Origin of the sequence: Elongatibacter sediminis, assembly GCF_037892215.1 — a bacterium.
Classification (GTDB): Bacteria; Pseudomonadota; Gammaproteobacteria; order Xanthomonadales; family SZUA-36; genus Elongatibacter; species Elongatibacter sediminis.
Genome location: NZ_JAZHOG010000001.1, coordinates 423,834 through 437,845 on the forward strand (window position 1 = coordinate 423,834; position 14,012 = coordinate 437,845).

9 protein-coding genes are annotated in these 14,012 nt (G+C 63.5%); 6 read left to right on the forward strand and 3 right to left on the reverse strand.

What is annotated here, in order from left to right; genetic code table 11:
* Positions 1-171: 171 nt before the first annotated feature.
* The gene (locus V3330_RS01680; protein WP_354693885.1) at positions 172-459 is read right to left on the reverse strand and encodes a hypothetical protein; all 288 of its coding nucleotides are present in this window, start codon (positions 457-459) and stop codon (positions 172-174) included.
* Between V3330_RS01680 and V3330_RS01685 the strand changes: the two genes are divergently transcribed.
* Genes V3330_RS01685 through V3330_RS01695 form a run of 3 tightly spaced genes read left to right on the forward strand, consistent with a single transcriptional unit; the run spans position 379 to position 3,321 of the window.
* Complete coding sequence (locus V3330_RS01685; protein ID WP_354693881.1) at positions 379-1,974, forward strand: thiamine pyrophosphate-binding protein; 1,596 nt, start codon at positions 379-381, stop codon at positions 1,972-1,974. The two genes, V3330_RS01680 and V3330_RS01685, sit on opposite strands and share 81 nt — an antisense overlap.
* A 51-nt stretch (positions 1,975-2,025) precedes the next feature.
* Positions 2,026-2,967: an alpha/beta hydrolase gene (locus tag V3330_RS01690; RefSeq protein WP_354693643.1), complete on the forward strand. Its 942-nt coding sequence runs from the start codon at positions 2,026-2,028 to the stop codon at positions 2,965-2,967.
* A gap of 42 nt (positions 2,968-3,009) precedes the next feature.
* A complete protein-coding gene (locus V3330_RS01695; RefSeq protein ID WP_354693644.1) occupies positions 3,010-3,321 on the forward strand; it encodes a cupin domain-containing protein in 312 nt (103 codons plus the stop codon).
* A gap of 211 nt (positions 3,322-3,532) precedes the next feature.
* On the opposite strand, the gene V3330_RS01700 is transcribed toward V3330_RS01695, so the two are convergent.
* Positions 3,533-7,078 (reverse strand): hypothetical protein, encoded by a 3,546-nt coding sequence (locus V3330_RS01700; protein WP_354693645.1) that lies wholly within the window; start codon positions 7,076-7,078, stop codon positions 3,533-3,535.
* A 439-nt stretch (positions 7,079-7,517) separates the two neighbouring features.
* Here V3330_RS01700 and V3330_RS01705 point away from each other — a divergent pair, with 439 nt between their 5' ends.
* From V3330_RS01705 to V3330_RS01715, 3 genes are all read left to right on the forward strand, one after another.
* Complete coding sequence (locus V3330_RS01705) at positions 7,518-10,505, forward strand: hypothetical protein (protein WP_354693646.1); 2,988 nt, start codon at positions 7,518-7,520, stop codon at positions 10,503-10,505.
* Between the two features lie 97 nt (positions 10,506-10,602).
* Positions 10,603-11,715, forward strand: a complete 1,113-nt coding sequence (locus V3330_RS01710) for a mechanosensitive ion channel family protein (RefSeq protein WP_354693647.1) — start codon at positions 10,603-10,605, stop codon at positions 11,713-11,715.
* Positions 11,716-11,843: 128 nt separating this feature from the next.
* Positions 11,844-12,128, forward strand: coding sequence for a hypothetical protein (locus V3330_RS01715; RefSeq protein WP_354693648.1), 285 nt, complete (start codon positions 11,844-11,846; stop codon positions 12,126-12,128).
* 40 nt (positions 12,129-12,168) lie between these two features.
* Here V3330_RS01715 and V3330_RS01720 read toward each other — a convergent pair whose 3' ends face one another.
* The gene (locus tag V3330_RS01720; RefSeq protein ID WP_354693649.1) at positions 12,169-13,896 is read right to left on the reverse strand and encodes an NAD-dependent epimerase/dehydratase family protein; all 1,728 of its coding nucleotides are present in this window, start codon (positions 13,894-13,896) and stop codon (positions 12,169-12,171) included.
* Between the last annotated feature and the right edge of the window lie 116 nt (positions 13,897-14,012).

Sequence of the window (14,012 nt, forward strand, 5' to 3'; positions counted from 1 at the left end):
TCCCATTCCGAACTACACCGAATGTCGGGGATACCCTGCAGACCGATCTGATCATTTGATGTTGTCGCGGGCCGCCGACGCACATAGATCGCTGATGAATTTGACTGTTATTTTTGATTTTGATACAAGTTCAACTCCCTGCGTCACTCACCAGGCAGCGGCAACGGGTTTTTATGGGGCCAATGCGAGCTGTATGGAGGCGCCTTTGGCAGAGAAACCCTTATCCGAGGTCGCCGTGGTCATGGCATCAAATATCTTTCTTCTGTGCTGCAGGACCTCCCTGCACCGCCTTGAGTTGCGCACATGAGCGGCAAACCGGTTTACCAGGTCCTCGCCGAGCACATCAAAGGACTCGGCGTAGACTCGGTTTTCGGGTTGATGAGTGATGACATCTGCCAACTCGTCGCCAGCCTGGATGCCATCGGTGTGCGCTTCATCGGCGCGCGCCAGGAGAGCCACGCCGTCATGGCCGCGACAGGTTATGCCGCCGCCTGCGGCAAGCTCGGCGTCGCCCTGATCGGGCGCGGACCGGCCCTGGCCAACGGTGTACACGGCGCGGTATCGGCCAGCCGCACCGGTATGCCGGTGCTGATCATCAGCGGTGAAGCGCCGGTCATGCGGGGCGCGACCCATCTCATGGGACCCGACTTGAAGGCCTTCCCCGCTGTAAACGTCCTTCGCGACATGGGTATTGCCACCTTCGTGCCTGCCAGCGCCGAGTCCGCACTGCAGACACTCGCTGATGCGTTTGCAGAAGCCTCACTGGGTCACACCGCAGCGCTGCTGCTACCCATGGATGTGCAGCTGGAAACTGTGGATACGCCAACCCTGCCATCCCCATTAACGCTGCCGGAGGGGCCAGAGCCACAGCCAGCACGGCGACAGTCCGTCGACACCGCGATCGCAACCATCAAGAACGCCAGGCGGCCGCTCATCGTCGGGGGCATTGGGGTGCATCGCGGCGGTGCGCGGGAGGCTGTGGATGCGTTGGCCGAGCGGATCGGCGCGCTGTGCGTTACCACCGTCAAGGCCAAGGATCTGTTCCGCGGCAGTCCCTGGGACCTCGGCATTATCGGTTCTTCCTCACATTCGCTCGCCCGCCGCTACATCGAACAATGCGATTGCGTGATTGCCATCGGCGCCGCATTGAATTCACTCACCATGAGCTCCGGCACCGCCCTGCCCCCCGTACCCCTCATTCACATCGACGCGGTACGCACCCACATTGGCCGGTGGTCGCCCGCGGACATCGCCGTGGTGGGTGATGCCAGGCTGACCGCACAACAGCTCGTCGCCGGCTTACCCGATCGCGCTGCCGCGGAAAAGCCGTTCCATGCCGACGAAGTTCGTGAACGGATTTCGAACTTCGAACACACCATGGATTTTCAAACACAGCACACCGCCCATACGCTGGACCAGCGGGTTGTCGCCCTCGAGCTCTCCAGGATGCTGCCGGAAAACCGGCATGTGGTCTTCGACGGTGGAAATTTCATGGCCAACTGGGCCTACATCACCGTGCCTGACCCCGGCCATTTCACTCATACATCGGATTCCGGCTCAGTCGGGCTGGGGCTCGGAACGGCCGTTGGCATAAAGCGCGCCCGGCCCGATCGCACCGTTGTCTTGCTCATTGGTGACGGCGGTTTGTTGATGACATTGGGCGAAATCGAAACAATCATTCGCGAAGACCTGCCTGTCGTCGTGATCTGCATGAATGACGCAGCGTACGGTGCCGAGGCACACATCCTCAAAGGTCAAAACATGTCTCCGGCCATGGCAACCTTCTTCGATGTCGACTTCGCACCCATGGTGGAACCGCTCGGCTTCGACGCACACACGGTGCGCACCATGGACGACTTGCACCAACTCGCACCGCTACTCGCCAAGCCCGAAGGTCCCGTCTTCATCGACGTCAAGGTCAACGTCGATGTCATCGCGCCCTTTATCACCGAGTTCACGCACAAGGAAAATTGAGGGCATGAGTTCATTCATCCCGCATCGGCGGCTTCAGCGAAATGCAAACCCATGAAGTTCGACCCCGCCAAGATTGATCCGGAGCTACGTGCCGGTCTGGCGAACCAACCCCAGGGTTTGGACAAACTGACGCGAGACACCGTAATGCAGGTGCGGGCAGAGCGCGCGCGCATGTTCCAACCGGTATCGACGCCTGCAGTGTCGACCACCGAGCACCAGGTCCCAACCCAAAGCGGTAGCGTGCGGGTGATCGTCTACAGGCCATCCGCACAGGCTACCTCGGATACGCCCGCACCCGGCGTGCTGTGGGTTCACGGTGGAGGTTACGTTCTGGGCACGGCTGAGGACGATCGTGCACTGAAGATTGCGCAACAGATCGACGCGGTAGTGGTGTCTGTGGACTATCGGTTGGCGCCCGAGAACCCGTTTCCCGCCGGGGTGGAGGATTGTCATGCCAGCCTGCTCTGGATGGTCGATGAGGCGTTGGCCCTCGGCATCGATCCGCAACGCATCGCCATCGCCGGACAAAGTGGTGGCGGTGGCATGGCGGCGGGGCTGGCCTTGTTGAATCGGGATCGCTCGGGTCCGGCGCTGGCATTGCAACTGCTCCTGTACCCGATGATCGATAATCTGCACGACACCGCTTCCGGATCCATCGAAGATCATCCCGTGTGGAATCGAAAAACCTCATTGGACGCCTGGGAGATGTACCTCAACGGTGCGCCGGGGACCGCAGCTTCGCCCTATGCAGCCGCGGCTCGAGCACAGGACCTCACCGGCCTCCCGCCGGCCTGCATCTGTGTCGGTGCGGAAGATCTGTTTCGTGACGAGTGCATTGATTACGCGCGCCGATTGATGGCCGCCGGGGTAGCGGTCGAGTTGGCTGTTTTTCCCGGTCTGTACCACGGCGGCGATCTGTTCGTGCCCGAGGCGAAAATCAGCCAACGTCTGCAGCGTAGCTTCCTGCGCTCGTTGGCGGATGCTTTGGACTGAATTTCTGTCAAGGACATTTTTGTTAAAGACCTGGGAGCAACCATGGGAACCAGAAGAGTATTGGAAAACGAAAAGGTCATCGTGTCGGAATTGGTGCTTGAACCCGGCGAGAGCACCGGCAAACATCGACACGAACTCGACTACGTCGTTTATGTAATTGATGGAGCCACCCTGAGGGCAACCGACGGCAACGGCGAGGATGCAACGGACGTTACACTGTCCGCGGGCGATACGTTTCACTTTCAGATTCGCGGTGATCGGGCCATTTCCGGAGAGCTCGAAACCACGGCGGTGCACAACGCGGAAAACGTCAGCACGGCAACCTACCGAGAGATCATGGTGGAGTTGAAGTAGTCAGAAAATCATGGGAATCCGTCCGGATGCCAATTCTTCATGACACTCCTGGGACACTCCTGGGACACTCCTGGATACCCATTACTTGAGCGAACGTTGCCGCGCATCCGCAGCGGCAATCGCGGTTGAACCGTGTTACCTGTCGCCTGTCCGGTGCGCCGAGGCCGCACAGCGGTTGGCCACCGCTGGCGGGGTTTGATCATTCGGGCGCTTACGGTCTCCGGTAAACCACCAGGCCGGCGAGAAGCAACACGAGGACCATCAGCAACTGACCGTAACGGCCCAGCGCCGGTATGCCTTCGAAGAACACGGTATTGGTGACCACGCAGGCCGTACCCTCCCCGGCCGATATTTCCAGGTCGGTGCAGCCATTCTCGATTTCAACCGCGTTGTCGAACACGCGCTCGTCCACCCAGCAATGCGACGATGGCCACTGCGGAATCACATCCGCGGAGAACACTTCGGTGTCATCACCCTCGAACAGCGTGCACCACGTGGTGCCGTTTCCGCCTGCAATGCCTTCCTTCGGGCCGGCCGGGCAGTTCTCCTGGCCACCGACGATTTCCGCATCGCAGTACAGGGTGAGTTCGTAGTCGGTGTCGACCCCGGAGGGCTCGCCGATGAAGATCCATTCCTTGGTAACGTCCACCGCAACGGGTTCCGCGTAATTGCGGATCACGCACAGGTTGTGCCACGGCGGCCCGTCATCGGGCAGCAGGCTGACCACGTCGTCGAACTGGCAGGGGCCTTCGAAGAAGACATCGTCCGGAATACCTGAGGGTCCGCCGGCGGTACAACTGCTGTTCGAACTGTTGCAGTTGTACGAGGCGTGGTAGCCCGTCTTGCCGGTTTCCCACACCACGCAGTCCAGTTCGCCGTCGTCGAATTCGGTGACGACGAATTTGACCTCGTAGGTCTGCGGCGAGCCCAGCGGGCCGGGCACGAGGTCGGCCGTACGGGACTGGTCCAGCGGCAAACCGGTATTGCAGCTGATATTCAGCTCCGGTTGCGCCTCGATGTTGCCGTCCATGTAGAGCTTCTGCACCGTAAAGGTCGCACGGGTCGGTGCGTTGGTGATGGTGCACGCGTAGTTCCCGCCCTGGTCGATGTCTTCCACGTCGTCGACGTCGCAGTCCTCGGTGCGTTCGAGTTCGTAATAGCCGCCCGGTACTTCCTCGATCACGGAGCACTGGGTCTCGCCAATGTCGAAACGCCGCCACTGCAGCGCCGCCGGCGTGGTGTCCTCGCCCGGATTGCCGAACGCCAGCCCGGAGCCCTCCGAGCATTCCAGCCGCACGTCCACCGGCCCGGCGCCGCCGTCGGTGTATTCCTTGAAAACGTCCCAGTTCGCGGTCGGCCAGCGGATGGCGGTGACCTCGGTATCGGAATCGTCATCGGTGTTGATGATGGACTCTCCGCCGCCGGAACCGACCACCGACGCCGTATTGGTGATGACATCGGCCTCATCGGCTTCCAGCGGAACCGTGACGAACACCACCAGGAAGGCCTGCGCGCCCGCCTGCACGCTCACGGTCCATTCGTCGGTCGCGTCGTTCCAGCTACCGGACAGGGGATTGACCTCGTGCAGGGTCACATTGGGCGGCAGGGTCAGGATGTCGGACACCACCAGATCGGTCACATTGGACGGACCCTTGTTCATGGCGGTGACCGTGTAACGCCCGTTCGGAACGCCGGAATCCGCGACGATGGGATCGAAATCATCTTCTTTGGTGATGACGATATCGACCACCCGCGTCACCGAGGTGTCGTCGGTCGCGGTGTCGTTGTCGCCATCGGTGTCGGGATTATTCGCCGACACCACCGCCTGGTTGGTCAGCACGGCGCCGTCCGCGGCGCCGGGGCCGACATCGACCACGATGTCGAACTGCACCTGTTCGCTCGGCGTCAGCGTGCCCAGATCACAGGTCAGGGTATCGGTCGGCGATTCGACGCAAGCTACCGTGCTGGACACGTAACTGACCGCGGTCGGCAGGGTGTCGACCACGGTGACGTTGCCCGCGTCGACCGCGCCGTTGTTGTCCACCGTCACGGTATAGGTCAACTGCTCGCCGGCCACCACGCTGGCCTGGCCGTCGGTCTTGCTGATGGACAGGTCGGTGGGCAGCCAGAACGAGTCGAACCACAACTGGTCGCCGGCCACGTTGCCCACCATGTCGTAGGTATTGCCGATCCAGGTCAGGTAGACCGCGCCGCGGTCGATGTCGATGCCGAAATACTCGCCGATGCGGCAGGTCTCGGTATTGGTCGCCATGGTCTTGGCGCACGGCGTCTGCTGCGGCGTCGGAAAACGCCGCTGATTGTTGGGGAAATCGGGATCGAACGGGTTGTTGGCGTCGTTGACCATGAACGCGGGCGCCCAGGTCAGGCCGCCGTCGGTGCTGTAGGTCGCGAACACGTCCAGCAGCAGGTTGCCGAAGCCGTTGGTCTGGCCGCGGCGGGTGTCGAACCACGCCACGGCGATATTGCCGAACTGGTCAATGGCGGCGAAGGGAAAAATCTGGTGAGCGCCACCGGAACCGTCCGGAATGGTCGTCACCGCCCAGTTGTTGCCGTTGTCGGTGGAGCGGGCAAAAACGACGTCCGCGTCATCACCGTTGGTGCCATGCGCGTTGTCCGGATCATCGTTGGTCACGACGTAGACATTGCCGGCACGGGCCGGGTCGGGCAACACCCACGGCTGACCCGAACCGAGCATCCAGAACTGCAGGCCGGGAATCGCCCCTGCCTGTCCGACCACGTTGGTGGATACGTCACTCTGCCCCGCCGTGAACGCACTGGTTTTCTGCGGAAAGCTGACACCACCATCGGTTGAACGCAGCACCGAGGTAAAACCGGTCGCGCCGGCCGCTCCACCTGAATGATAGGCCGCGTATACATCTCCATTCGGCGCCACCGCAATATCCGACGGCCACGGCTGGTTATCGACGATTCCGTTCGACAGCGTCAGCGGCAGCGACCAGGTCGCGCCGTTGTCGGTCGATGTAGTCACCAGCACGCTCCAGGAACCGCTGAGCTTGGTCCAGATCACGTACAGGTTGTCGGTGAAGGGGCTACCCGGGTACTCATCGGCGACGATGTATTCCTTGTCCTCCGAATTGGGATTCGGGTCGCCCGATGCCACCTGCAGGTCCAGCGGCGCCTGAATCGTCGCCCGCGTGGTGGGATTGATTTCCATGAATTGCAGCGCGCGCACCGTCGACGGCATCGGCCGATTGACCAGGGTGGTCCAGAAAAGACGCCCCTGGCTGTCGAAGGTCATACCCGTGTCACCGCCATTGCCGCCGAGCGCATTCGGATAATTGGTCGGTCCGAACCAGGTGGCTCCGCTGTCGGTCGACGTAAGGATGCCGCGATGCGAAGTGACAACGATATTCGCGGGATTGGTGGGATTGACCCGCAGCAGCGGTTCGTCGAAATTGAATCCGCCGACATTGCCCAGTGGAATGTCCGGCTGATTGTTCGGCGCGACGCCCTGAGGATTTTCAAGCGGAGGCGGCGGATAACTCGGGGTCGTATCGCGAACCGGAATCTCCTTCAGATCTCCCAGCGCGTCGGCGGGTTTTGGCGCCGGCTGTGCACCCTGCGAATCCGGCCCGTGGGGATTCACGCGGGAATCGGACACATCCGGAGCCTGCGTCCGGGTTTCCGCGAAACCCACTTCGGTCGATTCCAGGTAGACCAGCGACCCGAGTGCCGCGACCACAAACAGAACACCGACAAGCCGTATGGAACCCATGCGCCTTACTCCCTCATCGCCTCTCCCTTACTGATCAGTATGGCACAGGCCCGGCCCGGCCGCTGAAAAGCAGGCGGTCCATCCTGGCCCGCGGGATCCGGATCATGGGAGATTCTGTGACGATCCCGTAATCGGCCGGAACCCGGTTCGCGAGCGCCCGGTGACAATCGCCGGCACCGGATGCCGAGTGACCGCGAACCGGGACCCGACCCTGAAACGGACACAGAGGCCGGAATGGCCCTGACCGTCCGTCTCACCCAGCACTGACGAACGGGTGGAGGTAAAACCGACACGGTTCGTCGCAAATGCGCTTCCGGACCACGAAACCCTCCTCCCGGACCGGCAATCCGCGCCGTCGTGCTTTTCCCGTTCTATTTACCCGCCGCGACGGCTATCATGTCTCCTTGTCCGCAGGGCCAAAGGGAGACCGGCCACCACCATGATCATCTCAGGGATCAAAGAGGCATCAGGCTTCACCGCAAGATTTGCCAACACCCGTCGCGGCGCGTTCGCCGCGCTATTGGCCGTGCTGGCCCTGCCGTGGCTGTTCGCACCCACCGCACAGGCGCAGGGTGCCATCGACCCGACAGTGCTGTCCGGCTCCTGGTTCGACCCGGCACGCTCCGGCGAGGGTTTCGAATTTCAGGTCCTCGAAAACGGCGGATTCCTGATCATCTGGTATACGTATCCGGGCGCGGGCGATCCGGTCTCCGCCGAGCAGTCATTCGTACTCGGCGTCGGCACCCTGAATGGCACCACCGCCACGGTCGACGAGGCCATTCGGACCGAGGGCCCGGTCTTCGGCCCGAACTACGACACCAACGACGTGGTGGAAAAAACCTGGGGATCGTTCACCGTCGAATTCATCGATGAAGACACGGCCCGCGTCGATTACGACGGTTTCGACGGCCAGGGCAGCTTCGAGGTCTCCCGGTTAAGCCGGCTTGCAACTCCGGAACAGGCGGGCAGCCTGCCGGCCGGGCTCTCCGCAGCCTGGTTCGACCCGCAGACCAGCGGACAGGGCTGGTTCGTCGAAATCCTGTCGGCGACCCGGGCCCTGGTGTACTGGTTCACTTACGATGCGCTGGGCAACCAGGCCTGGAACCTCGGCATCGGCGACATCATCGGCAACGCCATCCTGGTGCGAGAAGCCCTGGCCGGCACCGGTACCGGATTCGGGGCGCAATTCGACGCGGCGGACGTATCGCTCGACCCGTTCGGCGCCTACAGCATTGAATTTTCCGATTGCGATACGGGGCAGGTCACCTGGTATACACCGCAGGGAGACTTGCGCGGCATCTGGCCCATCCAGCGCCTGAGCCGCCTCCAGGGACTGCCCTGCTCCGGCCCCGACCTCCTGCCCGCAGATGCTGCGGTCACCCTGATGAGCAATCCCACCGACCCTGTGCTCGCTCGCATCCAGCATCCCGATGGCAGTCGGATGGACCTGTTCGGCAGCCGTACCGCCTCAGGCCTGCCCCATGTTCTGAGCGGCGGTCTGATTACCCGCGGTACGGATGCCTGGCGCCTTTGGCTGGACGATGGGCTGAACGGCAGCGAGGTTCGGGACCTGTCCGGCAGCACCCACGTCATCGGTCGTAATGCCGACGGGGGCACCGAAGTGACGGCCGTCGACCCACTGCGGTCGGCCAGCGCCGCGCGCTGGTCGCCCGACCCGGGCGGCAACCCATCGGCAACCGCGTCCCCGAAACATCGCAATAGCCCGACAGGTAACGACGACGCCGGGTCCGTGCCGCAGGCCACCGCCGGCACCACCGCCGCGGCCGGCGTGGATTTCTGCGCCGGGCCTGCCGCCGGCGCCCAGGTCGATTTCGTGCTGGGTGATTCCGGCTCGGCCACGAGTAACCCCGCGCAACCGGATTTCGATCTCGCCGGCGCCCTGATCGTTCCCGCCACCCGGACAGCCGCCGGGCAGTTCGACGCATCCATGCCCGAAGCCTCGGCGGCCCTGCAGCCCGGCGAACTGGCCGCGGCCTGCAACGCCCTTGGCGACGCCGCCGCGGATGCCTGCTCCACGATTTCCGCGCTGGGCGACGACGACCTGCGCGGCGTATGCGCCGACCTCGCGGCCAGTGGTGACGGTGATTCGGCGCAGCGGATCGAAGCGTTCAACCGCTGCGAAGCCGCCTACCTGGAGCAACTCGCATTCTGCCGCGCCTGGAGCGACCTGGACGCAAACACCTGCGCTGCCGCGGGCAGCCAGAACCGCGAACCGGACCCGGCATTGCCGGACCTGTACGCCCAGACCCGCACCCGTTTCGTGGCCGGTACGACCGTGCCCGGGCCCATGCCACTGGGTGACCCGGGCAGTCATGTCGATTTCGGTGCCATCGACAGCAACGGCACGGGCCTGGCCGGCCTGACCGCCAGTCCGTCCGGCCTGAACGCCGGGGAATCCTACGACCTCGAGTTGCACGTGCCCTGCCTGGATCCGAACCAGATCGTGCAACTGCAACGTCCGGGCGAATCCGCGAAATCGTGCTCGGTGGACACGGACCACCTCTGCCGGTTCAGCCTGGAAACCACCCAGGACATGACGGAGGACCACTATCAGATCTCCGGCCCGGGCGGCCTGGAATTCGCCCATCGACGCTCGCTCCGTTCGGAATCGGCTCCCCCGCTGCCGGCAACGGAGCTGGTGAGTCCGGAAGCCGACGCGCTGCTGCCGAACCGCTGCGAATCCGACGCGGTAACGTGGACGTTCGAATGGAATACCGTCGACGGCGCCGCCTCGTACAGTCTGGAAGTCGGTAACGACGGCGCCTGGTCCGGCGACGATGCCTGGCTTTATACCGGCATTGAGCCCCTGCGGTCGTCCGACCCGACCGTTGTGTTCGACATCGAACTCGACGGCCCCATCGCGGCGAGTCAGACGGCCGACTGGACCTGGCGTGTCTGGGCCATCGACGCGCAGGGCCAAGCCAGCGCCCCGCCCGATGCCGAGCGCGCTTTCAGCGTTGAAATGTGCCCGGTCAGTTACTTCGGGACCTACGCCGGCGACCTGAACGCGGACGGGGACATCACCATTCCCCAGGACAACAATTCCACCTGTACCGCCAGCACGACCATGGATCTGACCGCCGAGGCGTTGATCTCGGATGGTGGCGACTCGTGGATCGCGTTCCAGGGCAGCCAGGAAACCGTGGCCTCCAACCCGGACCCCAGCATTCCCCCCGAGGACTGCGAGGACAATTCCGGCGTCTACCCCGTGGATCGCTTCGAAATTCCGCTGACCGTGAACGGAACCCAGGTGGAAGGCCTGGGCGAAGACGACAATTTCGAGGTCATTGTCGAGGGTACTTTGAGCGAAGACGGACTGGAGATCACCTTCACCCTGGATCCCCTGTTCCCCTTCGTGTCGGGCAAGATTCGCTCGGACCCGACACTGCTTCCACCGGCTGACTGAGCGTTCGTTTGGCGGAATCATATGCATCGACCCGGTGGATGTTGCGACGCGACGCCTCGCGGGTAGAATCGGGATTGGATGGATTTCTCCGTGAACCATGAATAGCAGCGAAGCACCCGTCTGGCTGCCGCGAACCGTGGAGCCGGCGTGGTTATTTCTGGCTGATTACCCCCTGGTGCTGGCGCTGTGCATCGCGGTGGCCGGTGTCGCCCTGGCGCTGACCCTGCGCTGGATCATGCTCAAACCCGGGCTCGACATCGTTCGAAAGCTTCCCGGCGAGATGGCGGACCGTCTGCTGGAAATCGCCGCCACGGTGCTGGCCCTGGTTATCGTGTATCTGGCGCTGGCGCTGGCGGTTCAGGTGTTGAATCTGCCCGGGCCCGTCGAGCAGATCACCATCCGCGTGATGGTTTCGATCCTGATTTTGCAGCTCACGCGGCATGCCTTGCGCGCGGCTCACCTGGCGATCGGTGTACTCGGATCGATACGCGACCGGTTCCCGGTGGTCGAGGATCGCACCGTTCCCCTGTTCGACATGTTGACCACCGTGCTGGTCATCGGGGTTTCGGCCTACGCGCTGCTGCAGGTCTGGAATATCGACCCCACGGCCTGGCTGGCCTCGGCCGGCGTTCTCGGCATCGCGGTCGGTTTCGCGGCGCGCGATACCCTGGCCAACCTGTTCGCCGGGTTCTTCATCATTGCCGACGCGCCCTACAAGAACGGCGATTACATCCTGCTCGACACCGGCGAGCGCGGCGAGGTGACCAAGGTCGGCATCCGCTCCACCCGTATCCTGACCCGCGACGATGTCGAAATCACCATGCCCAACTCCATCATGGCGAATTCAAAAATCGTCAACCAGTCCGGAGGCAACTGGGAGCGATTCCGCATCCGCATCAAGATCGGTGTGGCTTACGGCAGTGACCTGGACCAGGTGGTCGAAGTACTCCAGTCCATCGCCGACGAACACGAGACCGTCTGCCGCAATCCGCGGCCCCGTGTGCGCATGCGTACCTTCGGCGATTCCTCGCTGAATTTCGAGTTGCTGTGCTGGGTCGACCGCCCCGCTCAGCGCGGACGGGTCACCCACGAACTCAACATGAGAATTTACAAGACGTTCGAGCGTGAAGGCATCAGCATTCCGTTCCCGCAGCGTGATGTCTGGCTCCGCGAACCACGCGGCGACACGTCTGCACCGTTGGAGTCCTGACCACCCACCGACTTGTCGTGGATCATATGCGGTCCCGGCCGCGGGCCGTATCATGCGATTTCCGGAAGGCCAGACGGTGACGCGCGAGGGGAGAAACGCCGCGTCCCGAATTCAATAGGGGCACGAATGTGATAGCCATCGGCGAAACCGACATTGCTCCGATCAAGGCCTGGAGGTGCATCGGCTGCGGACGCATCGAAGCTCCGGCGCCCTGCCTGGGGATTTGCGAAGACCGCGTGGTTGAACTGGTCGAAGCCACCACTCACCAGGCCCTGGTCGAAGACTACCGGGCCCTGCGGGAACTGGTTCTGCAACTGGCGCGAACCACACCGCGTGAAGGTCAATTCGCCGCCACCTACCGGGCGATGCAGAAACGCGCGGCCGAACTGCTGGCCCACCGGCCTGCCCGCTGATCGATGCGTGGCCCAACGGTAACGGGCCGATACCCGGGCACTATCGCGGCAGCCATTTTCCCTCGTTCAATGGAAACCCCCAGTCGGCATAGCGTTGAGGACACCTGGAGCTGAGGTCGACCCACACGCCGCGGGGTGACAACCGAATGCCAACCGGACCCGGCGGGTCCGCACGCAGACGCTCAAGCGCGGTTCCGAAGTCGTCAAAGGGGACGCAGAATTCGAGGTTGCGCATTTCTCCCGCCGACTGAAACGCCATGCGTTCCAGGCCCCTGAGCCGGGGCCACGTCGCCAGCAGGCGATGCCCGCTCGCGGCCCACAGATGTGGCGGGTGGAGGCGACCGGCGAAAGGGAGGTAGCGGCGAAGCCAGGCCCCATCCCGATACCTCGGAGTGCCGGCCGGTTCCGGCGCGTGGCGATGTGTCCACACCAGGATACGTCCGGCGCGAGGATACCAGTGAATCGTGACCGATTCGCCGTCCCGCAACAGATCCAGCCACGTTCCGGCCGAATCCGGCGCGTCGCGCAGGGCACTGGTGCGTGTCATGCCGATGTTGGCCTGCGTGGCGATCACTACGCGGGAGACGATGGCGTCCCGCCCGGCCTGGCGCGCCTCGGCCACGGCTACGCCATCGATCCATGCGCCGTCGCGCAGCATTCGAACCGACTCGATCTGGTCCGCGAACACGTGGCAACGCGCGCAGGATCCGTGGATGTCGGTCATCACCGCCGAGCCCAGGCTGACATCCCGAAACTCCGGCACGCAGCGGATCGTGCGGTCGTACCGGTCGAGAATATCGAACAGACCGGCGAACGTCGTACCGGCCGCGACGGTCAGACGGCCGGTCTTGGCATCGTAGTGGCTGGGCTCCTCGATACCGCTCACACTGAGTTCGACCACCGGGGTGGAGTCCGCCGGGCGGTCGGCCTGGAAGAACGGCATGCGGCTCCAGCCGCGGCCATAGGCGCGAATCCTCCGACCACAGCGGGCCATGGACTCGAGCTGGCCAGAGGTTTCCGGCCGCAGCAGACGCCGGGGATGGACGGCGCGGAACAGGGCTGGATCACTCAGTGCGGCGGCTGAATCGACCTTTTTTCCCGCGTTGAGAAAAGCGAACACGGCCAACTGGCGCAGCAACGGTACCGCCAGGGACGCGAAAATACGGGTTCTGATCGTTTCCCGACCGCCGAACACGCGGCTGGCCGCGGCGGCCTCGCAAGACTCACCCCTCAAATCAACCACTTGCAGGCCCGGCTCGCCGTCCAGGCCCCGTTCAACCAGCGCGTCGACGACCGATTCCAGACTCACCAGCGACACGCTGCGCCCACGGCAACTCGCCAACAGACCGATCAGCCTGTCCCACACGAGGCGGTGGTCACCCAGAACCAGCGACGGGCGCAGCACCGTCCGATAAGGCACATCCGATTCCCGGATCCGGGCCTCGACGGCTCGCTTGCCGGCCGTATAGCCGTCAACGAAGCGCGCACGATCCGCCCATTCGACCACCCATGAACTCATGAACACGAAGCGCGGGGTATCCAGGGACAGCAGAGCTTCCGCCGCGGCCACCTCGTCGCGCTTGCCAGGGAGACGCGCCAGGTGCACCACGGCGTCCCATCGGGTGCCCTTCAAGCGGTCGATGGCCGCCTGGTCGGACAGGTCGAGTTCTTCATGGGACGGTGCGTGAACAGAATGCCCGAGCGCCTGCAGGCGGTTGAGAACGACAGAGCCTATGGGGCTCGAACCGCCGGTCAGCAGAATCTTCACGGGCGGTCAGCCGCGGCCTGTTTGACAATCCGGGGCTTGCACGCAGCCTGCATCCCCGGCATCACGTGCCGGAGACGGCAAATCAGGCCGCACAATCAGATCAGGTAATTCCCCCA

Bases quoted from the DNA above. Each gene is read 5' to 3' on its own strand.
- V3330_RS01685 (WP_354693881.1), top strand. From the start codon at position 379: ATGAGTGATGACATCTGCCAACTCGTCGCCAGCCTGGATGCCATCGGT.
- V3330_RS01710 (WP_354693647.1), top strand. From the start codon at position 10,603: ATGAATAGCAGCGAAGCACCCGTCTGGCTGCCGCGAACCGTGGAGCCG.
- V3330_RS01705 (WP_354693646.1), top strand. From the start codon at position 7,518: ATGATCATCTCAGGGATCAAAGAGGCATCAGGCTTCACCGCAAGATTT.
- V3330_RS01690 (WP_354693643.1), top strand. From the start codon at position 2,026: ATGAAGTTCGACCCCGCCAAGATTGATCCGGAGCTACGTGCCGGTCTG.
- V3330_RS01695 (WP_354693644.1), top strand. From the start codon at position 3,010: ATGGGAACCAGAAGAGTATTGGAAAACGAAAAGGTCATCGTGTCGGAA.
- V3330_RS01700 (WP_354693645.1), bottom strand. From the start codon at position 7,078: ATGGGTTCCATACGGCTTGTCGGTGTTCTGTTTGTGGTCGCGGCACTC.